This window comes from Acinetobacter sp. FDAARGOS_494 (assembly GCF_003812225.1).
GTDB classification, from domain to species: Bacteria; Pseudomonadota; Gammaproteobacteria; order Pseudomonadales; family Moraxellaceae; genus Acinetobacter; species Acinetobacter baumannii.
Map to the genome: position 1 here is coordinate 1,336,856 of NZ_CP033866.1, position 20,537 is coordinate 1,357,392.

Here is a 20,537-nt window from a genome sequence, read left to right on the forward strand (position 1 = left end):
CGATAAAAATTAATTTATTGCCTATTTCATTTTTTTAATATCGAATGTGATAAAAATCTCTATAAAAATAATCAAATAGGTGACATTTTTTGTCAGCCACCTTATTGAGCAAAAATTTAAAAAAACAACTAAATTTTTGAGTCAATCATTTAATTAATAATGATAGGTGCGTTACCTAATTCATTTAATTGATCTGGCATGTTTTCATCGTAAAAGCGTGACATCACTTCTCCAATTTGCTGAACTCCTGTAACTACTGCTTTCTGATATTGCTTTTGTTGAAGCTGCTCTACAATCGACTTACAAATCTGCTGCCATATTTGTTCAGTAGTTGCATTTCTAATCCCACGATCAAAGATGATTTCTACTGTACGTTCACACAAATTTAAATAGAGCAATACACCACTATTGAGCTCTGTATCCCAAACACCCAGTTCTGCAAATAATTGCTGGGCTCTTAAACGGGTATTTTGTCTATACGCTTGTGAACATGGGATATGGCCTTCTATGACAACCTGTATTTCGCCAACATGCCCATGCTCTGCTTGCTGTACAGCCTCAGCAATAGCTTGTTTATCTTGTTTGGAGAAATATTTGCTACTTGCTGGTAAATAACAAAAATGCTTAAACCAACGTTTTAAACTTGGCTCTACATATTCCTCAATTTTTGGCTGAGTAATAATTTGGGTTGTTTCTGATGTTGTTACCATGAGCCTGAAGCACCTCCACCGCCAAAACGTCCACCGCCGCCGCCGTAGCCTCCGCCACCACCGCCAAAGCCTCCTCCGCGTCCACCGCCACCAGCTCCGCTCAGAATAGCCTGTAAAATCAGTTGGGCAATTGAAGTTATGAGTAAAAAGAAAATACCAAAACCCAGTAGTAAACTCATTACTACGCCAGCACCATTTACAAAACCAGCTACCGCTGCCGCAACTCCTGCTGTTGACGCGCTAAGTGGTCGACCAACAATAAATGATCCCACAACCCCAGCAACAAGAATAAATAAAGCCATTGTAAGCGTTGTTTGTTTGGCTTGTTGTTCTTCGGCAGCTTGATGTTGGCGTTCTTTTAAATCTTGAGCAGCTTGCTGAGCAACTTCCGGATCTAAATTTAAAATTCTTCCAATTTCATCAAGTCCTGCATTTAGTCCTTGAGCATATTGGGCTTGTTTAAAATAAGGGGTAATTTGATTTCGAATAATTCGACTTGCAACAATATCAGGTAATACCCCTTCTAAACCGTATCCAGTTAGAATCTGTATTCTATGGTCATTAATTGCAACTGCGATAAGTAAGCCATTATCTCGTTTACTCGAACCGAGTTGCCATTTTTCACCTACTCGCAAAGCATAATCAAAAATATCTTCTTGACCTGTAGTTGGTACAATCACAATACCTATTTGTGCTTTACCTTGCTGGTACAGATTTAAGATTTTCTGGCTAAGCTGTTGTTTTTCAGTTTCACTCAAAACGTTAGCTTGATCAATGACAGGTTGATTTAATGTTGGTAAACCACGAATTGATTCACCATCAGCCATATCATTTGCAACTTGCGTTTGAGGTGTGACACTCGAAGCTGCCTGAGAATTTATTTGAGGCTTAGATGCTTGAGCTTGCTGCTGTTGAATAATTTTGCCTGCCACTACCGTATCCGTTTCATCGGTAGCAGTGGCAATATTATTCTCACTCCAAGCCGCATTCTGAAACAGAACACCACAGCAGAGAACAATTAAGGTAATAACGAATACCCTAATTTGCTTAGGCTGAAGCAATATAGTATTTCTCATGCGGCACTCCTTTGATTTAAATTAATCAAAAGAAACTTTTGGAGCCTGCTGAGCAGATGCTTCTGCAGAGAAATTGGCTTTAGGATGCATGCCAATCACTTTTGCTGTTACTGCTTGTGGGAACTGACGAACATAAGCGTTATAGTCCTGAACAGTTGTAATATAACGATTACGGGCAACAGCAATTCGGTTTTCTGTTCCCTCAAGCTGAACTTGCAATTCTTGGAATTGGGTATTGGCTTTTAAATCCGGGTAGTTTTCTGAAACAGCAATAAGTCGAGATAATGCCCCAGTTAACTGGCTTTGTGCCTGTTGATATTTTTCAAGTAATGCTGGATCTTCTAATACTTCTTTATCAACCTTCAAGCCTGCAACATTGGCACGTGCTTGAGTGACCTCTGTTAAAACCTGTTCTTCATGTTTAGCATAACCTTTTACAACATTTACCAAATTTGGAACTAGATCGGCACGACGTTGATATTGGTTTTGTACTTCAGACCAAGCCGCTGTTACAGCTTCATCTTTAACCTGTAAAGTATTATAGCCACAGCCTGAAAATAATAGGGTACTGGCAAGTGTTGTCGCGATAGCAAGTTGTTTAAACGTTTTCATCGTCACATTATCCTCAAGTTTTTCTTTATATTTTTAACCACTTTTCCCGATTGTATGACGATTTTGGCATTATTGTGTTGCTTTTATTTTATAGATTTAAAAAAACCGGATTTTTAAATCCGGTTTTTTATTAGCTTGGTCTTGGATTTTTTTCCTCTTGGAAACTTGCCATTTGATATTCATCAGCCAAATAACTTTTCCAATAATCGACCATATGGCCATAATCTTTTTGACTCGGGTGGAAGTCTTTTTTGTAATAAGCAAAATATTCAGGAGTTAGCTGTATAAGCATTTTAGCAAGCAAATATAGCCCAAATAAGTTACCTCCGATTTTAGGCAAGCTCTTCCATTTATCTTGCCAAAATAGCCGTGTAGTGCCATAAAAAGCAAGACTTGCAAACCCTGTAGTAACACTCCGCATGAGTAAACGACGAATACGGTCATCGCCATATACCTGTTGATAGACATCGAATGCAACTGAACGATGCTCAATTTCTTCTATAGCATGCCAAACCCAAAGCTTTAGCGCATCTTGATCCAAAGTTTTTAGAAGTTCTGGATGCTGTAAAATATATCCCCCCAGCAAAGCCGTAAAATGCTCAAATGCACATGTCAGTGCTAGCTGCAGCTTAGGAGAAATTGTTCTTAAATATTTGTCACGCTCATTCAACCAGTTTTGAAAGCGATCCAGATTATAGTCATCACGACGCCAAGCCTCATTGAACTCTCCATGTGCTTTCGAATGCATTGCTTCTTGCCCAATAAATGCCGCAATCTGAGCCTGTAGTTGAGGATCGGAAACTTTGTCACGTACATTACGCACGCTATTTACAAAAAACTGTTCTCCTACGGGAAATGTTGAAGAGAGTGCAGTTAAAAAATGGGACATTAAAGGCGAATTTGCAAAATAATAGCGTTTGATAGCTTGAGGATTAAACTCAAGGCGACGCACAATAATACCCAACGCTTTTCGACGATTTAAATATGATTTTTCTGCCGTCATACCTGCGATATTCATATTCAACACCTATTGTATTGAAGAAGGAAGCTTTGAGTATCTCTTGCGACTAAGGGGCTAAACAGGGCAAAAAAGCTTATTGTATTTGCCAAAAGCATCAAACTGACTAATGGTAAAAAAAATAAAGCCTGCATATCGCAGGCTTTATCAAAAACTTTAATAATGATTTTTTAGATTAAACACCAAGGTAATCTAAAATACCTTCAGCAGCTTGGCGACCTTCCCAGATTGCTGTAACTACAAGGTCTGAACCACGTACCATATCACCACCAGCAAAGATTTTTGGGTTTGAAGTCTGGAATTTAAATTCCTGCTGTTCAGGTGCAACAACACGACCAGAACCATCAAGATTAATATTCACACTACCAAACCAGTCAGCAGGGCTTGGACGGAAACCGAACGCTAGCAAAACTGCATCAGCTGGTAAAACTTCTTCAGAACCCGGAATTGGCTCAGGGCTACGGCGACCACGACTATCTGGTTCACCCATTTGTGTCGTTACCACTTTTACGCCTGTTACCTTACCATTTTCGCCAACAATCTCGATTGGTTGACGGTTAAATAAGAACTTTACGCCTTCTTCATACGCATTTTTTACTTCACGTGCAGAACCCGGCATATTACTTTCATCACGGCGGTATGCACATGTTACGTCGTGGGCACCTTGACGTAATGAAGTACGGTTACAGTCCATTGCAGTATCACCACCACCAAGAACAATAACTTTCTTACCATCCATGCTAATGTATTCACTTGGGTCCTTTTCCCATCCCTGACAACGGTTCACGTTAGAGATTAAGAAATCAAGCGCATCATAAACACCGTCAAGGTCTTCACCTGGGAAACCACCTTTCATGTAGGTATAAGTTCCCATCCCCATGAATACTGCATCATATTCAGCAAGTAATTCATCAATCGTGACATCTTTACCAATTTCAGTATTTAAGCGGAATTCAATGCCCATGCCAGTGAAAATTTCACGGCGGCGCTTCATCACATCTTTTTCCATTTTGAATTCTGGAATACCAAATGTTAGTAAGCCACCAATTTCAGGACGCTTGTCAAATACCACCGGTTTAACACCGCCACGAGCTAAAATGTCGGCACAGCCTAGGCCTGCTGGACCTGCACCAATGATTGCAACTTTTTTACCTGTCCACTTCACATGTGACATATCTGGGCGCCAACCCAAAGCAAAAGCCGTGTCATTGATATATTTTTCAGCATTACCAATAGTTACTGCACCAAAGCCATCATTTAAGGTACAAGCACCTTCACACAAACGGTCCTGCGGACATACACGACCACATACCTCAGGTAAAGTATTTGTTTGATGGCAAAGCTCAGCAGCCTGGAAAATTTGGCCTTCAGCAATGAGTTTTAGCCAGTTTGGAATGTAGTTATGTACAGGACATTTCCATTCGCAATATGGGTTACCACAACCTAAACAACGGTGCGTCTGATTGGTTACAGTTTCCGAAGTAAAAGGTTTATAAATTTCCACAAACTCTGCTTTGCGGACAGTAATATCTTTTTTCTCTGGATCTTGACGTGGTACATCCAGAAATTGAAAGTCATTATTTAGGCGCTCTGCCATGTCTCTCTCCGTGGGTAGGCGCGGATTTCCTTGTTGCCCGCACCTGCCTATGTCTTTGCAGTCGTGGAATTATTGTGGGTCAGCTTGTGTTGTTTTCAAAAGCGTTTGCAAGTTAGCAGCTTTAGGTTTCACAAGCCAGAATTTACGGCTGTAGAAATCGAACTCATTGCGGATTTTATAAGCCCAAGCACTACCTGTTTCCTTGATGTGCTCGTCAATAATACGCAATAAGAATTCTTTATGATCTTCCATAGATTCTGTTGAAATACGGGTTAAGTCAATTAACTCGTGGTTGTAGTAATCTACAAAGTCATTATCGAGGTCAAGCACGTAAGCAAAACCGCCTGTCATACCTGCACCAAAGTTATGACCCACTTTTCCAAGCACAGTCACAACACCACCAGTCATATATTCACAGCAGTGGTCACCTGCACCTTCAATAACAGCAAACGCACCAGAGTTACGAACCGCGAAACGCTCACCTGCTGTACCTGCAGCAAATAACTTACCGCCAGTTGCGCCATACAAACAAGTATTACCAATAATTGCTGTATTTTGTGTTTGGAAAGGTGAACCTTTTGGTGGGAAGATCGAAATACGACCACCAGCCATACCTTTACCTACATAGTCATTTGCATCACCTTCAAGACGGATGTGCAAACCACCAGCATTCCAAACACCAAGTGACTGACCAGCAGTACCTGTTAGGTTCATTACAACCGGATGTGCTTCCATACCCAAGTTGCCATAGCGACGAGCAATCTCACCCGATACACGTGCACCAATTGAACGGTCACAGTTCACGACATTAAAATTGAATTGACCACCAGCGCTTGACTCGATTGCAGGAAGCATTTCTTCGACCATTCTTTCAGCCAATACGCCCTTGTCAAACGGTGCATTACCTTCTACTTCACAATACTGTGCTTTACCTTCAGCAGCAGGATGAGAAGTTAATAATGCACTTAAATCAAGATGAGCATGTTTCTCTGTTTCACCCGGTAAGACTTCAAGTAAATCTACACGGCCAATCAAGTCTTTAAGTGAAGCTACACCAAGAGCTGCCAACCATTCACGCGTTTCTTCTGCAATAAAGTGGAAGAAATTAATGAGCATTTGTGGTTCGCCAATATAGTGCTCTTGACGTAAATGATCTTGTTGAGTCGCAACACCGGTCGCACAGTTGTTTAAGTGGCAAATACGTAGGTATTTACAACCTAATGCGATCATTGGTGTAGAACCAAAACCGAAACTTTCAGCACCTAAAATAGCCGCCTTAATAACATCAAGACCAGTCTTTAAACCACCGTCAGTTTGTACACGTACTTTGCCACGCAAGTCATTTACACGAAGTGCCTGATGCGCTTCACTCAAGCCAAGCTCCCATGGCGAACCTGCATGGTGAATTGATGAAAGCGGAGACGCAGCAGTACCACCGTCATAACCTGAAATGGTAATAAAGTCTGCATATGCTTTAGCAACACCTGCAGCAATCGTACCTACACCCGGCTCAGATACTAACTTCACAGATACCATTGCTTTCGGGTTAACTTGTTTCAAGTCAAAAATCAGTTGCGACAAATCTTCAATTGAGTAAATGTCATGATGCGGCGGAGGTGAAATAAGTGTCACACCCGGAACAGAGTAACGTAAACGTGCAATCAAGCCATTCACTTTACCACCTGGCAACTGACCACCTTCACCCGGTTTTGCACCTTGAGCAACTTTAATTTGCAAGACTTCAGCAGAAGTTAAATATGCAGGTGTTACACCAAAACGTCCAGATGCAATTTGCTTGATTTTCGAGTTACGAATTGTGCCGTAACGCGCAGGATCTTCACCACCCTCACCAGAGTTTGAACGACCACCAATGGTATTCATGGCAATTGCAATTGCTTCATGGGCTTCTGGAGAAAGTGCACCTAAAGACATCCCTGCCGAGTCGAAACGAGGCAAGATAGCTTCAACCGATTCAACTTGCTCAACCGGAATTGGATTGGTTGTTTTTAACTTAAACAGGTCACGAATAGTCGCGATCGGACGGTTATTCACTAACTCGGCATATTCTTTAAAGTCTTCGTATTTGCCAGAACGAACTGCCTTATGTAGCGAGTTAATCACGTCTGGGTTAAACGCGTGGTATTCTTTACCAAATACGAATTTCAGCAAACCACCTTGATCAATTGGTTTACGGTTAGACCAAGCTGTAGCCGCTAACTTTTTCTGGTCATTTTCAAGATCAACAAATGTTGCACCTTGGATACGACTAGGAACACCTAAGAAACATTGATCTACAACTTCAGAAGATAAACCAACTGCTTCAAATAACTGACCACCACGGTAAGAAGCTACTGTCGAGATACCCATCTTTGAAAGAACTTTTAATAAGCCTTTCTCGATACCTTTACGGAAGTTTGCCTGTGCATGGATTGGATCACCTAAAAGCTCACCTTTAGCAATCAAATCATTGATTACATCATATGCAAGGTATGGGTAAATGGCAGTAGCACCAAAACCGAGTAACACCGCAAATTGATGTGGATCACGTGCAAAACCGGTTTCAACCATAATGTTTGCATCAGTACGCAAACCAGTTTTTATGAGGTGATGGTGTACCGCACCTGTTGCAAGCGCAGCATTTGCAGGTAAATAACCTTGACGAATGTTTTTATCAGTTAAAACAATTAAGGTCTTACCATCACGAACAGCTTGTGCAGATTCTTCACAAATACGAGTAATCGCAGCTTGTAAACCTTCGGTTTCAGCATAGTTCAGATCAATATCAACCGCCTCATAACCTGCACGTTCAATGCTACGAATTTGCTGCATTTTTGAATTTGATAAAACCGGGCTAGAGATGATGATACGATCAGCATGCTCAGGACCTTGTTCGAATACGTTCTGCTCACGGCCCAAACAGGTTTCAAGTGACATAACAATTGACTCACGTAATGGGTCGATTGGCGGGTTTGTCACCTGTGCAAACTGTTGACGGAAGTAATCGGTCACATGACGTACTTGACGAGACAATACAGCCATTGGTGTATCGTCACCCATAGAACCAACAGCTTCCTGGCCGCTCTCAGCGATTGGACGTAACAACTGATCGCGCTCTTCAAATGTCACCATAAACATTTTTTGAGCCGCTTTTAATGCATCGCCAGTTAAACCTTTATCAACAAGTTGTTCTTCAAGTTCCGGGTTTGCATTTAAGCGAATTGCATGGTCACGTAACCACTCACGGTACGGACGCATGTTTTTCAAATGATTGCTAACATCTTTAGTATCAAGCACTTTACCTGTAAGGGTGTCTACAACCAAGATTTGACCAGGACCTACACGACCTTTTGATACTACATCTTCTGGCTCATAGCCCCAAACACCAATTTCAGATGCCAAGGTAATGTAATCATTTTTGGTAATAACCCAACGCGCAGGACGTAAACCATTACGGTCAAGCATACAAATCGCATGACGACCATCTTGAATAACGAGGCCTGCCGGACCATCCCAAGCTTCCATATGTTTAGAGTTGAACTCATAGAATGCACGCAAGTCTGCATCTAAAGTTTCAACGTTCTGCCAAGCTGGTGGCACGAGCATACGTAAAGCACGGAATAAATCCATACCGCCGCCCACCAGAATCTCAAGCATATTATCTAAACTTGAAGAGTCCGAACCTGTACGGTTTACAATCGGGTTAAGCTCGGTCAAACCTGGCAATAATGGGTTTTCAAATTTAGGAGTACGCGCTAATGCCCAGTTACGGTTTGCTGTAATTGTGTTGATTTCACCATTATGCGCAAGATAACGGAATGGTTGAGCTAATGGCCAACGCGGTAATGTATTTGTAGAGAAACGTTGGTGGAATACCACGATATGTGATTTTAAACGCTCATCTGCCAAGTCTGTATAAAACTCGGCAATCGCCGCAGGCATCATTAGGCCTTTATAGCTAATAACTGTCGAGCAAAGCGTAGTCACGTAAAATAACGGATCATTTTGGAGTTGTTGTTCCGCACGGCGACGCGCCAAGAATAACTTACGGTTAAATTCAACCTCAGTTACGCCCATTGGACAGTTCACGATGACTTGCTCAAAAACAGGTAAAGATTGAAGCGCGATTTCACCCAATGCATCGTTGTTTGTTGGAACGATACGCCAAGCAAGTACACGTAAACCTTCTGACTCAATTTCTTTCGTTAAAATATTTTTAGAGTGCTGTGCTAATGCTGGATCAATATTTAAAAATACCGTACCTACAGCAAAAATTTCACTCAGTGTAATATCACTCAGTTTTTTTGCTTCATCACGGAAAAATTGCTTTGGCATCGCCAATAATAAGCCGCAACCATCTCCCGTCTTGCCATCTGCGGCAATACCACCACGGTGCGTCATGCAACTTAAACTGTGAATCGCGGTTTCTACTAGATGATGACTTGATTCACCCTTCATATGGGCAATCAGTCCAAAACCACAGTTATCCTTAAACTCATCAGGCTGATATAAACCTTGAGCGGGAGCTACAGTATTAGGCGATGGCATGTGCATAGCGTACCCTTCTTTCAATAAGGCTCTTTCGAGCGTCAAACAAACAACTTCTTTTTGCGATAGTGCCTATGGACGATAGTTAGCTCAATGTTTCGCAAAAAAAAATTTTGGGCGGATAAGCCAATATACGCTGTTCCATTTTTACGTACACTGGTTTTTGCTAGAAAAATGTTTTGACTTATTTCGCACTCTTTTAAAGCAGTTCGACCCCACGACTCTGCATAGAATTCACTTCTTAGAGGCTAAAATAGTTTGCAGCACATTAATAAGCACAACAATAAAGCAAAAAGTGTGCCAAAATAGAAAAATAGGCCTAAATCTTTATATTTATTATAAATATAATTATTTTATTCACGTTATCATGTTAAAAAATGACTAAATATGCACCACATCTGGTCAAAAAATATTAATACACCTTATATTTGCACTATTTTAGAGCACAACTTAAGGTGATTTAGTTCCCTCTTGTGCCCTCATTTGTAGCATTTTTGGGTTGATTCTCATTAACCCGTGTCTGCGCAGGTTTATTTGGCTGATCAATATTAGAATTCGATTGTTGTACATCAACCACATTTCCTGCCGCATCACGACGCACAATAGTAGTTTTTGTAGCCGAGTTAGTACTAGTAGGTTTTGGCTGAGTGTTTAGGGTACTACTCGCTGGAGCTGACATTAATAAAGATTCATCAATTCTAGGCAAAGCCGCTGGACGCAATCTAACTTCATATAACTGATTATTGCCACCTTTCATCTCATCTGCCCCCAAATCATTTACCAGTGGGGCATAACTTGAGAACTGCTGTGGCTGAGGTTTAACTGAATCAGGTAACTGCAAATTAATCTGTGTTAATTGCTGAACCGCATCTTCTGAACGTTTGAATGTTCCGTAAGCCAACACATACTGCTCTGCTTGTTGTTCTCCGCTTAAGCGGAAATAAATAAACTTATTACGATCAGTACGACTTTTTAAAAAGTTTTTAATGATGTCTTCATCAGAAGCTCTGAATAACTCAAGCGTCCATTGTTTTTTATTTTCATTAATAAATTTTGTACCACGAAACTCAGGCTCATGTTCACCTGACGCCACAGTTCGTGTTGTTAAATCCAGTGGACGAACCTCGTCAGCTAAAGCACCTAAGTTAGGAGTGGTTGCAACTTTCTCTGGCTGAATTTGTACGGGTGCATCGGAATCAGCCGACTTTTCAACCTCAACCAGTTTTTTATTATCGGTTATGACCCAAAAAATAAAAGCAAGGAATAAGCAGACAATACCACCAACCAACCAGATATATTGTTGAACATTCTGCCAAAGTGTACGTGATACAGTCATGCTTTACCTTATTTGTTATCCGTGTTGATTCGCCAAAATAGCTTGTTTCATAAGTTCAACATCAAAGTCCTTAGTAATTACAGCTTGTCCGAGTTGTTTTAACAACACCAAACGTAATTGCCCATTAAGAACTTTTTTGTCATGAGCCATATATCCAAGGAAATCATCCAATGGAATTTGTGGACATGATATCGGCAAATTCGCACGTTGAATGATTTTTTTTGTACGTGCCACATCTTCATTTGAGATCCAACCCAAACGTTGTGATAAATCTGCCGCCATCACCATTCCAGTTGCGACAGCTTCACCATGCAACCAAGTCCCATAACCTAGATACGACTCAATCGCATGGCCAAAAGTATGGCCTAAGTTAAGTAAAGCACGTTCCCCTTGCTCTTTCTCATCATTGGCAACAATGCGGGCTTTGTGAGCACATGAACGATAAACAGCCTCTGCTAAAAGGTCAGCATCTCTTGCAACCAGGCCATCCATATTTTCTTCAAGCCAAACCAGGAAATCTTCATCACCTAAAAGTGCATATTTAATTACTTCGGCTAAACCGGCCGAAAGCTCACGTTCTGGCAGCGTATTCAATTGTGCCATGTCAGCTAAAACGACTTGTGGTTGCTGAAAAGCACCTAACATATTCTTGCCAAGCGGATGATTAATTCCTGTTTTTCCACCAACACTTGAGTCTACTTGTGAAAGTAAGGTCGTAGGAACCTGTACAAAGTAAACGCCACGTTGGAAACAAGCAGAAGCAAAACCAGCCATATCACCAATGACGCCACCACCTAAAGCTAAAACCGTACAATCGCGGTTAAAACCAACTTCAAGCAATGCATCAAAAATTAAGTTTAAATGCTGAATATCTTTATACTTTTCGCCATCAGGTAAAATACAGGTCGCAACCGTTTTACCTAGACTTTCCAAAGCTTCCTGATAGTGGCTTAAATATAAAGGCGCAACCGTAACATTACTCACAATCATGACCTGTTGACCATGAATATAAGGCTCTAGTAATTGTTCCGGGTCAAGTTGGCTACCAATGAAAATAGGATAACGGCGTTCGCCTAATTCAACATGTAAAGTTTGCATGAATTTATAAAACCACTAGTCAGTTCGTCTATTTTAACTTGTTCGATAGAATAAGTTGCAAAATCTTTTGGGCAAGATCACGTGCAGCACCTTGATTCGTTTCAATCGTATAGTGTGCAACTTCACGATACAGAGGATCTCTGATCTTTAATAAATCCCGCAATTTTTGTTCAGGATTTTCAACTTGTAATAAAGGTCTATTTTTATCGCGATAGGTTCTTTGTAGTTGTAATTCGACAGGAGTATATAGATAAACAACGATTCCACGTTGCTTTAAAAACTCCCGATTAGGCGCCTGAGTAATAGCACCGCCACCTGTGGCAAGCACTAATGCCTTACGTGAAGTAAGCTCATTTAAAACGACAGTTTCACGCGTACGGAAGCCGACTTCTCCTTCTTTTTCAAAAATCCAGGGAATAGTAGCCCCTGTCTTGCGCTCAATTTCATGATCACTATCTAAAAATTCACGCCCTAATAGTTCTGCTAAATGACGTCCAACGGTTGTTTTTCCTGCCCCCATGGGCCCTACCAAATAAATATTTGGTAGGGTTTCAAACGCTTTGCTTGGCAAGGCGCCACCTATTTCAATTGCTTTCATTAAAAAATATATTAATGATTTCTCGCTAAAGTGTCATTAACAATTCGTGGTGTAACGAAAATCAGCAACTCTTGTTTATCATCAGACTTTACATCTTTTCTAAATAAACGCCCAACAACAGGAATATCACCAAAGAAAGGAACTTTGGTTTGTGAATTCATAGTCGTTTGCTCAAAAACACCACCCAAAATGACAGTTTCGCCATTATCTACCAATACATTGGTGTTGATATTATTTTTATTTAAAATCAACTCTCCATTTGGAGCCGCACCCGCTACAGAATCCTTAGAAATATCCAACTTCATTTGAATCTTGCCATCAGGTGTAATACTTGGTGTCACATTTAAACTCAGCAAAGCATCTTTAAAAGATGTTGTAGCAGTTGAACCTGCCGCAGAGTTAGTTGTAGATTGATATGGAACTTGTTGACCAGTTGCAACTTTTGCTGTTTGTTTATCGGCAGTCATGACTTTAGGGGTAGAAATAACCTCACCATAACCATCCGCTTGTAAAGCAGACAATTCAAGATCTAACATAAAGTCAGACATACTAATCAAGCCAAAAGCAATACTTCCTGCAGGATTAGAAACCCCTAAATCCACGTTTAAGTTATCTGGGCGCTCAATCGTATATTTATACCCACCTGTAGTTTCATCTTTTTTAGGTTCGCGTAAATTCCATAAAGTTGTTTCACTACCGCCAACCAGCAAATTGTTATTATTGGTAATACCTTGCGACAGAATGCCCCACTTCACACCAAGTTCTTTGGTAAATGATGTAGAGGCTCTCACAATACGTGCTTCAACCATAACTTGTTTAACTTGCACATCAAGTAGGTCAATCATTTTACGAATTTGATCAATTGACTGAGCAGTATCATTAATAATAAGAGTATTAGTTCGGTCATCTTGGGTAATAGTGCCACGTGGGCTAAGCAAACTCCCCACATTATTGCCTAGACTATCAACTCCAGTATTTAAATTGGTTGAAGTTGAGGTCCCTCCACCAGAAGTATGCTGTAAGCCATTACTATTATTTGAGCCTTGTGTAATGAGACCCATAATATCGCCAGCTTTAGCATACTTCAGTTGAATATACTCAGTCTGTAAGGGTGCAAGTTTGACACTTTGTGCAACAGCTTTCGCTTCTTCTTCTTCCGCTTTAATCAATTCTGCAACTGGAGCAATCCAAATCACATTGCCGTTACGGCGTTTATCAAGATTTTTAGTTTTTAAAATAATATCAAGCGCCTGATCCCAAGGTACATCTTTTAAACGTAGTGTGATATTACCTTGTACACTATCGGCAGCTACCATATTGATGCCTGTAAAATCAGCAAGCAATTGCAACACACGACGTACTTCAATATCTTGGAAGTCTAATGAAAGTTTATTTCCCGAATAATTCGGCGTTTTATATAAAGAGGTAACATTTTTATCTTGGGGACGTTTCAAACTGATCGTGAGCTTATTCTCTGCCTGATAGGCCATATATTCATAGCTACCAGAGGACTGGATAGTTATTACACCAACCCCTTTATCATTATAAGCATCGATACTTGAAACCGGTGTTGCAAAATCATTTACATTTAAGCGACGTGCTAAATGTGTCGGGATTTTTGTACCTATTGTTCTTATAACGACTTTACTACCCTGCTGCTGAACATCTACAGGCGTATTACTTCCTAAAAGATCTACAACAACCAGACCTTCTCCCTGACTACCACGTTGAAAGCCAATATTTGAAACACCTTGTGGTTGTGCTGAGACCACAGGTAGCGGCTTATTACTTGTTTGAGCAGAATTAATTTTTAAAATAAAGGTATTACCTTCTACTCGTGTTGTAAATGCTCCAGCATCTTTTAGGTTTACAGTTAAACGTGAACGCTGGTCATCTGAAGTAACATCTACAGAACTAGCCTCATTAGTTGCAACACTAATTTTAGACTGTTTTAAACCTTGCTGTGCCTTATCAAAATCAAGGATTAAACGTGAAGGATTTTCAAGTTGGTAAGCTTGTGGTTGTGGTGGCAAGCCATTAAACATGACTCTAATTTCTGTGCCCTGACCTGCAATTTGCATTGGTACAATGTTGGTCATGCTGACCTGTGCAGATGCAGCCTGCATAATCGCAATAGCTACAGCCCCCATAGAAAACTGACGGAATACGTGATTCATTGTCTGACCATCCCCAATTAAATAATCTTTAAAAATATTTTTTCGTTGTTATTCCCTAAATTTTAGGGTGCAGGCCCAATCAAGACCAAGGTTCTCGGTCTTTCGACATAGCCTTCTCGACCATCCGGTACGATTTCAACCAGATCAATCTGGGTTGGACTAATATGGGTAATACGGCCCTGATTCATGCCCATATAGTTACCCACTTGTACCCGTTCAATCTGCTGATCCGGTGTCTGGATCAGGGCCAATATCTGCCCTCGATTATTACGCATGCTCCCTTTCATATTTAAAGCTTCAAGTGCATAACTTTCGAGTGGTTGCGGCGCACGTGAGAAATTCGGATAAACCCGTTTGCCCGCCATAATCTTGAGCTCGGCAGCTAGAGAACTTGGCATAAATGGGCTTTTTAATTGATGAGCAGCGTAATTAAATTGTGGTACAGGAGTAAAAATCGGTGCTGGTTCAATAGGGAGTGGCGGCTGATTACGAATATTGGCCATTTCCTGATTTACTGCATCAATTCTTGAATCACAACCGACAAGCACAGCACACGCCAAAACATAAAGAGTAATTTGCTTAATTTTCATCATAACTCTCCTATTTCGGCTGAACAGTAGTGTTCGTTGAAGCAGATGCTGCTGGAGCTTTGCCTGTTTGCTCCGATGTATCTGTTGCCCCTACGTATCGGTATGTTTTTGCTTTAATGGAATAGTTCAGCACAGGAATATCAGACTTGTTATCTTTAGCTGGCGATACATCAACAGTAAAATCGTGAATGGTTACAATACGAGGCAAAGCAGCGATACTACTTACAAAAGCTCCAAATGCGTGATAGTCCCCGGTCGCTTCTATGGCAATTGGTTGCTCAATAAAAATTTCCTGCTTTACTTCATCTTCCAAGCGAATATTTTTAAATTTCAATCCAGAGTTCACTCCTGTTAAGTTGATATCTTCAACTAAACTCGGAATCTCAGTTTCTTTTGGTAACTGCTCTAGTTGCTGGTTGAAATTTGCCTGCATCTCTTGAAGTTGCACCTGATACTGTTGCAGGTTACGTAATTTCGAGTCTTTTTCACGAAATTCGTTTAATAAATTGCTTTCCTGAGCTTGAGCATTATCAATAGCTTGTAATTTCGGTTGAATAACAATGAAATACCCCAAAGCTAACACAGCAAAGAAAATAAAAATCCAACACGTAATTTTTACAGATATTGGCCAACTACCGTAGTTGTTCATATCCAGCGTATTAAATTGCTGAAGGAATTTATCGAGATTAAATTTCTTTTTCTTTGCAGATAATTGTTCTAATGACAATTCTTGAAGTTCGTCTTGACTCATTTAGCAGCCCCCACACTTTCACCTGTAGATGGCTTAGCAGAATCATCCGTTGTGGTCACGCCCATTTCCCCCAAATCGACAGTCACAACAAAACTACCATAGTGGTCTTCCACCCTAGGGAGAAGAGAACTTGCAGCCTTATCTTTTTTCTCTTCATTAGCCAAGAAAGAGTTCATAAAAGCATTACGATACCAAGGAGATGCTTCAAGATTACGGAGTAGTTCGGCTACTGTATTTGGACTTTCAGCTTTACCTTCAATCGTAAACTTATCTCCGGTTCGGCTAAATTTCGTTAAATACATAGCTGATGGTGTGACTCGAACTAACTCATCAACAAGTCTTACCACTACTGGACGTTGACTCTGCAAACCTTGAATCAACTTCATGCGTTCAATAATGGCATCACGCTGTTCCTGTAAGCCGTTTAATGTTTTTAATTGCTGATCAAGGTTCTGATTTGTGCTCATAATGAGCTGATTCGCTTGCTCTTGATCATCTAATTTATGGTCAAAATAAAACCATCCCCCAAATACGGTTGTAATCCCCAAAACAACCACCCCAAAACATAACGTTATAAATTGTTTTTTTCGTTGCTCCCTCAGCTCTTCGCGCCAAGGCAGTAAATTAATTGTTGCCATTAATCAAAACTCCTTAAAGCCAAGCCACATGCCACCATTAAAGATGAAGCATCATTTTCAATTTTTTGAACGTCGACTTGAGGAGAAAAGCCCATTTGTAAAAACGGGTTGGCAATCGTGACACGGTAACCTAATTTTTGCTGCAAAAGCTTGGCAAGGCCTGGAATATTCGCATTTCCACCAGCGAGCAAAATATGGTCTATTTCGTTAAATTGGGATGAAGAAAAGAAAAATTGTAGTGAGCGGGCCGCCTGCTGAACTACCGCATCTAGAAATGGGTCTAGCACTTCAATTTCATAATCATCTGGTAAAGAACGATCTTTTTTCGCTCTGCTTGCTTCTTCTAAAGACAAACCATAACGACTTTGAATTTCAAGCGTAAGTTGTTTTCCGCCGAAAACCTGCTCTCGTGTATAAATAATCTTGCCATTTTGCATGACAGATAATGTCGTCATGGTATGGCCGATATCTAAAATCCCTATGGTATTTGCACCCATCGGTAAGCTATCAGCAAACACGCTAAAAGCGCGCTCAACCGCGTAACTTTCGACATCAGCCAATTTAGGATTTAAATCTGCCAATTCAAGCACTTCAACGCGTGTTTCAACGTTTTCTGTTCTTGTGGCGACCAAGAGCACATTTACACGATTTGGATTCGTAAGACGATCCGGCAAAACCTCAAAATCAAGGCTCACCTCATCTAAAGGGAACGGTATATACTGCTCCGCATCTACACGAATCTGAACTTCGCGTTCGTCATCGCTCATATCTGCATCCATTTCGATAGTTTTATGAATAACCGTCGATGTCGGAACAGCAATTGCAGCATGAGTGGTTTGGGGATTTGCTAAATTCATCGCCCGTTCCAAAGCCTCTGCAACTGCTTCTGGATTTAAGATATTTTTTTCAACTACACTGTTTTCGGGTAAAGGCATCAAAGCATAGCTTTCTACCCAATATTTACCGTTCTTGACAGAGAGCTCTAACAACTTAACAGAAGTCGAACTAATATCGACACCCATTAACCCCTTATTAGGTTTACGATATAACCTGAGCACACTATTGTCCTATTATTTTTTTATCCCCAAAAAAAATTACAAACCAATAATCTCGGTCTTTATTTTTACACGGATACAATATCTCATCTAACAATCCGCATGTCTAAAGGCTATACTGACCACAATTAGTTTGTATTCGATCTTATTAAAGCTTACTTATCATGAAAAAGCTATCCAGTTTGGGCTTCGTGCGTCCAATTTTTTTGATCATTATTATTATCTTAGTCTCACTTCCGATGGGATTCTATGGCATGTATCTCTATATTGCCCCAACGCTTCCGGAAATGAGTTCACTAAAAAAAGCACCGCTTTTAAAACCATTGCAAGTCTATACAGCCGACAATCAACTCATTGCTGAATACGGTGGTAAACTTTCTATTCCGGTTGAATACAAACAAATTCCTCCTAATTTTATTCATGCATTTCTAGCAGCAGAAGATTCTTCTTTCTTTGAACATAGTGGCATTAGTTTTAAAGGTTTAGGTCGTGCTTTGAGTGAAAGTGTAACTGGTTCTGATGTACAAACTGGTGGTTCAACCATCACGATGCAGGTCGCAAAGAACTATTATTTAAGTCCAGAAAGAACACTAAAACGCAAAATAACAGAAATCTTTTTGGCTCGAAAAATTGAGCAAAACTTATCCAAAGAAGACATCTTGAGCCTCTATGTGAATAAGATTTTCTTAGGTAAAAACGCTTACGGTATCGCAGCGGCTGCAAAGATTTACTACAACAAAAGCATTAATGAGCTCAGCATTGCCCAAATGGCCATGATTGCCGGCTTGCCTAAAGCACCATCTAAATATAATCCAGTTGTTAACCCTGAGCGTGCACTTGAACGTCGCAACTGGATTTTAGGCCGAATGCTTCAACTTGGTTATATTTCTCAAGCAGAATATCAAAAGGCCGTTGCAGAGCCAATCAATTTGAATATGCCCAACCGTGACCTAAATAATATTCACCCCTACGCAGGTGAAATGGTCCGCTCAGAGCTTGTAAAACATTTTGGTGAACAAGCAATTGATTCTGGTTATAAAGTCTACACAACAATTAATGCGAAACGCCAAGCGATTGCGGAAAAAGCTGTGCAGGACGGTCTTGAAGCTTATGACCGTCGTCATGGCTGGCGTGGTGCAGAAGCACATGATAAGCCATTAAGCGAATTTAGAGCATATGCCAACACTTATCCGGCGCAAGTCACCAAGGTAAATAGCAGCTCTTTTGAAGCATTAATGCAAGATGGCTCAACAGTAACCGTGCAATGGTCCGGCATGTCATGGGCCCGTCCCTATCGCAATGCAAATAGCGTAGGGGCAGCGCCTTCTCGTGCATCTCAAATTGTTAAAGTTAAAGATATTGTTCGTTTACGCCCAAATGAAGCTAAAACTGCGTGGTCACTAGTTCAAGTACCAAAAGTTCAAGGTCAGCTCATTGCAATTAACCCAAACGATGGCTCAATTGAAGCAATTGTAGGTGGTTATAATTTCTATCAATCAAAATTTAACCGTGCTTTACAAGGCTGGCGTCAGCCAGGTTCTACCATCAAACCATTCCTCTATGCTTTAGCATTAGAACGTGGCATGACACCTTATAGTATGGTGAATGATAGCCCTATTACGATTGGCAAGTGGACACCGAAGAACTCTGATGGTCGCTACCTAGGTATGATCCCGTTACGCCGTGCTTTGTATTTGTCTCGTAATACGGTTTCAGTAAGGCTCTTACAAACTGTAGGAATTGAACGTACTCGCCAATTATTCATGGATTTTGGTTTACAAGAGGATCAAATTCCACGTAACTACACCATTGCTTTAGGTACGCCTCAAGTATTACCAATTCAAATGGCAACTGGATATGCAACATTCGCAAACGGTGGTTACCGCGTTCAACCGCATTTTATTCAGCGTATTGAAGATGCATACGGTAAAGTCATTTACGAAGCCAAACCAGAATATGCATGTATTCCATGTATTAACGCTCCTGAGACAACTGACGATGCACAGGTAACTACTCCAGATGATCAAGTTGTTGAAGTTACAAATAAAGAGCTAGAGCAGAAAGAAAAGACAACCAAACAACTTAATCTTAAACAGACGGACAAAAATAACAGTCAATATCGTCAAGCTCAGCGCATTTTAAAATCAAGCTCTGCTTATGACATGGCAAATATCTTACGTGACGTAATTGAGCATGGTACAGGTCGTGCTGCACTCAAGATTGGCCGTAGTGATTTAGGAGGTAAAACAGGTACGACTAACGATGCAAAAGATGCATGGTTTGCAGGTTTTAATGGCAAGTTAGTAACTGTAACATGGGTTGGTTTTGACCAGCCGACTACACTTGGTCGCCGTGAGTATGGTGGTATTGCTGCACTACCAATCTGGATTAACTTTATGGGTCAAGCATTGCAAGGTACACCAGCTGCTTGGGTTCGTTTAGAAAAAGATGCTCAGGCACCTATTTCTCGCGATAAGCAAGAAGTCACAACTGAAGTAGGCGATAAGAAAACCTATCGTGCTGCCCCTCCATTAGCACGCCCACTCTATCGTCCTGCACCACCACAACCTAAAACCACCAATAATGACTTCGATGACTTACCGGGTGAGGAAATTGTGATTCCTTCCAAGACAACACCTCCAGCGATGAAACCTTCGCAAGGGGCAGCGCCGAAGCGTGAAAAAGATGAATTAGAAAACTTGATTAATCAAATTGAGTAAAAATAAAAAAGCCATC

The 20,537-nt window shown here is 40.7% G+C and carries 15 protein-coding genes; 1 reads left to right on the forward strand and 14 read right to left on the reverse strand.

The window, feature by feature from the left end; translation table 11 throughout:
* Nucleotides 1-149 precede the first annotated feature (149 nt).
* The 14 genes from EG365_RS06515 to EG365_RS06580 all read right to left on the reverse strand — a co-directional run bounded on the left by EG365_RS06515 (nt 150) and on the right by EG365_RS06580 (nt 17,804).
* Nucleotides 150-710 (reverse strand): TPM domain-containing protein, encoded by a 561-nt coding sequence (locus EG365_RS06515; RefSeq protein ID WP_000258955.1) that lies wholly within the window; start codon nt 708-710, stop codon nt 150-152.
* On the reverse strand, nt 704-1,786 hold the full coding sequence (locus EG365_RS06520; RefSeq protein WP_001246375.1) for a TPM domain-containing protein: 1,083 nt from the start codon (nt 1,784-1,786) through the stop codon (nt 704-706). The genes EG365_RS06515 and EG365_RS06520 overlap by 7 nt, the downstream gene beginning before the upstream one ends.
* Nucleotides 1,787-1,807: 21 nt before the next feature.
* The gene (locus tag EG365_RS06525; RefSeq protein WP_000846931.1) at nt 1,808-2,398 is read right to left on the reverse strand and encodes a LemA family protein; all 591 of its coding nucleotides are present in this window, start codon (nt 2,396-2,398) and stop codon (nt 1,808-1,810) included.
* A gap of 130 nt (nt 2,399-2,528) precedes the next feature.
* Nucleotides 2,529-3,416, reverse strand: coding sequence for a metal-dependent hydrolase (locus EG365_RS06530; RefSeq protein WP_001017314.1), 888 nt, complete (start codon nt 3,414-3,416; stop codon nt 2,529-2,531).
* A 175-nt stretch (nt 3,417-3,591) separates the two neighbouring features.
* On the reverse strand, nt 3,592-5,013 hold the full coding sequence (locus EG365_RS06535; protein ID WP_000840834.1) for an FAD-dependent oxidoreductase: 1,422 nt from the start codon (nt 5,011-5,013) through the stop codon (nt 3,592-3,594).
* Nucleotides 5,014-5,082: 69 nt separating this feature from the next.
* Nucleotides 5,083-9,558 carry a glutamate synthase large subunit gene (gene gltB / locus EG365_RS06540; RefSeq protein WP_001139953.1) on the reverse strand — a complete coding sequence of 1,492 codons (4,476 nt, stop codon included), beginning with the start codon at nt 9,556-9,558 and terminating at the stop codon, nt 5,083-5,085.
* 460 nt (nt 9,559-10,018) lie between these two features.
* The gene (locus EG365_RS06545; protein WP_000218808.1) at nt 10,019-10,894 is read right to left on the reverse strand and encodes a hypothetical protein; all 876 of its coding nucleotides are present in this window, start codon (nt 10,892-10,894) and stop codon (nt 10,019-10,021) included.
* Between the two features lie 15 nt (nt 10,895-10,909).
* Nucleotides 10,910-11,992, reverse strand: coding sequence for a 3-dehydroquinate synthase (gene aroB, locus EG365_RS06550; RefSeq protein WP_001193991.1), 1,083 nt, complete (start codon nt 11,990-11,992; stop codon nt 10,910-10,912).
* A 28-nt stretch (nt 11,993-12,020) separates the two neighbouring features.
* Nucleotides 12,021-12,590, reverse strand: a complete 570-nt coding sequence (gene aroK, locus EG365_RS06555) for a shikimate kinase AroK (RefSeq protein ID WP_000643712.1) — start codon at nt 12,588-12,590, stop codon at nt 12,021-12,023.
* 11 nt (nt 12,591-12,601) lie between these two features.
* Complete coding sequence (gene pilQ, locus EG365_RS06560) at nt 12,602-14,767, reverse strand: type IV pilus secretin PilQ family protein (RefSeq protein WP_001017033.1); 2,166 nt, start codon at nt 14,765-14,767, stop codon at nt 12,602-12,604.
* Between the two features lie 62 nt (nt 14,768-14,829).
* Complete coding sequence (locus EG365_RS06565) at nt 14,830-15,357, reverse strand: pilus assembly protein PilP (RefSeq protein ID WP_000695065.1); 528 nt, start codon at nt 15,355-15,357, stop codon at nt 14,830-14,832.
* Nucleotides 15,358-15,367: 10 nt separating this feature from the next.
* Nucleotides 15,368-16,108 (reverse strand): type 4a pilus biogenesis protein PilO, encoded by a 741-nt coding sequence (locus EG365_RS06570; protein ID WP_000076099.1) that lies wholly within the window; start codon nt 16,106-16,108, stop codon nt 15,368-15,370.
* Nucleotides 16,105-16,746: a PilN domain-containing protein gene (locus tag EG365_RS06575; RefSeq protein ID WP_000201227.1), complete on the reverse strand. Its 642-nt coding sequence runs from the start codon at nt 16,744-16,746 to the stop codon at nt 16,105-16,107. Before EG365_RS06575 ends, EG365_RS06570 begins: the two co-directional genes overlap by 4 nt.
* Entirely contained in the window at nt 16,746-17,804 is a 1,059-nt protein-coding gene (locus tag EG365_RS06580) for a pilus assembly protein PilM (RefSeq protein WP_004644147.1), read from the reverse strand. The genes EG365_RS06575 and EG365_RS06580 overlap by 1 nt, the downstream gene beginning before the upstream one ends.
* A gap of 161 nt (nt 17,805-17,965) precedes the next feature.
* Here EG365_RS06580 and ponA point away from each other — a divergent pair, with 161 nt between their 5' ends.
* A complete protein-coding gene (gene ponA, locus EG365_RS06585) occupies nt 17,966-20,521 on the forward strand; it encodes a penicillin-binding protein PBP1a (protein ID WP_000736667.1) in 2,556 nt (851 codons plus the stop codon).
* Nucleotides 20,522-20,537: the final 16 nt, after the last annotated feature.

Bases quoted from the DNA above. Each gene is read 5' to 3' on its own strand.
- EG365_RS06515 (WP_000258955.1), bottom strand. From the start codon at position 710: ATGGTAACAACATCAGAAACAACCCAAATTATTACTCAGCCAAAAATT.
- EG365_RS06520 (WP_001246375.1), bottom strand. From the start codon at position 1,786: ATGAGAAATACTATATTGCTTCAGCCTAAGCAAATTAGGGTATTCGTT.
- EG365_RS06525 (WP_000846931.1), bottom strand. From the start codon at position 2,398: ATGAAAACGTTTAAACAACTTGCTATCGCGACAACACTTGCCAGTACC.
- EG365_RS06530 (WP_001017314.1), bottom strand. From the start codon at position 3,416: ATGAATATCGCAGGTATGACGGCAGAAAAATCATATTTAAATCGTCGA.
- EG365_RS06535 (WP_000840834.1), bottom strand. From the start codon at position 5,013: ATGGCAGAGCGCCTAAATAATGACTTTCAATTTCTGGATGTACCACGT.
- gltB (WP_001139953.1), bottom strand. From the start codon at position 9,558: ATGCCATCGCCTAATACTGTAGCTCCCGCTCAAGGTTTATATCAGCCT.
- EG365_RS06545 (WP_000218808.1), bottom strand. From the start codon at position 10,894: ATGACTGTATCACGTACACTTTGGCAGAATGTTCAACAATATATCTGG.
- aroB (WP_001193991.1), bottom strand. From the start codon at position 11,992: ATGCAAACTTTACATGTTGAATTAGGCGAACGCCGTTATCCTATTTTC.
- aroK (WP_000643712.1), bottom strand. From the start codon at position 12,590: ATGAAAGCAATTGAAATAGGTGGCGCCTTGCCAAGCAAAGCGTTTGAA.
- pilQ (WP_001017033.1), bottom strand. From the start codon at position 14,767: ATGAATCACGTATTCCGTCAGTTTTCTATGGGGGCTGTAGCTATTGCG.
- EG365_RS06565 (WP_000695065.1), bottom strand. From the start codon at position 15,357: ATGAAAATTAAGCAAATTACTCTTTATGTTTTGGCGTGTGCTGTGCTT.
- EG365_RS06570 (WP_000076099.1), bottom strand. From the start codon at position 16,108: ATGAGTCAAGACGAACTTCAAGAATTGTCATTAGAACAATTATCTGCA.
- EG365_RS06575 (WP_000201227.1), bottom strand. From the start codon at position 16,746: ATGGCAACAATTAATTTACTGCCTTGGCGCGAAGAGCTGAGGGAGCAA.
- ponA (WP_000736667.1), top strand. From the start codon at position 17,966: ATGAAAAAGCTATCCAGTTTGGGCTTCGTGCGTCCAATTTTTTTGATC.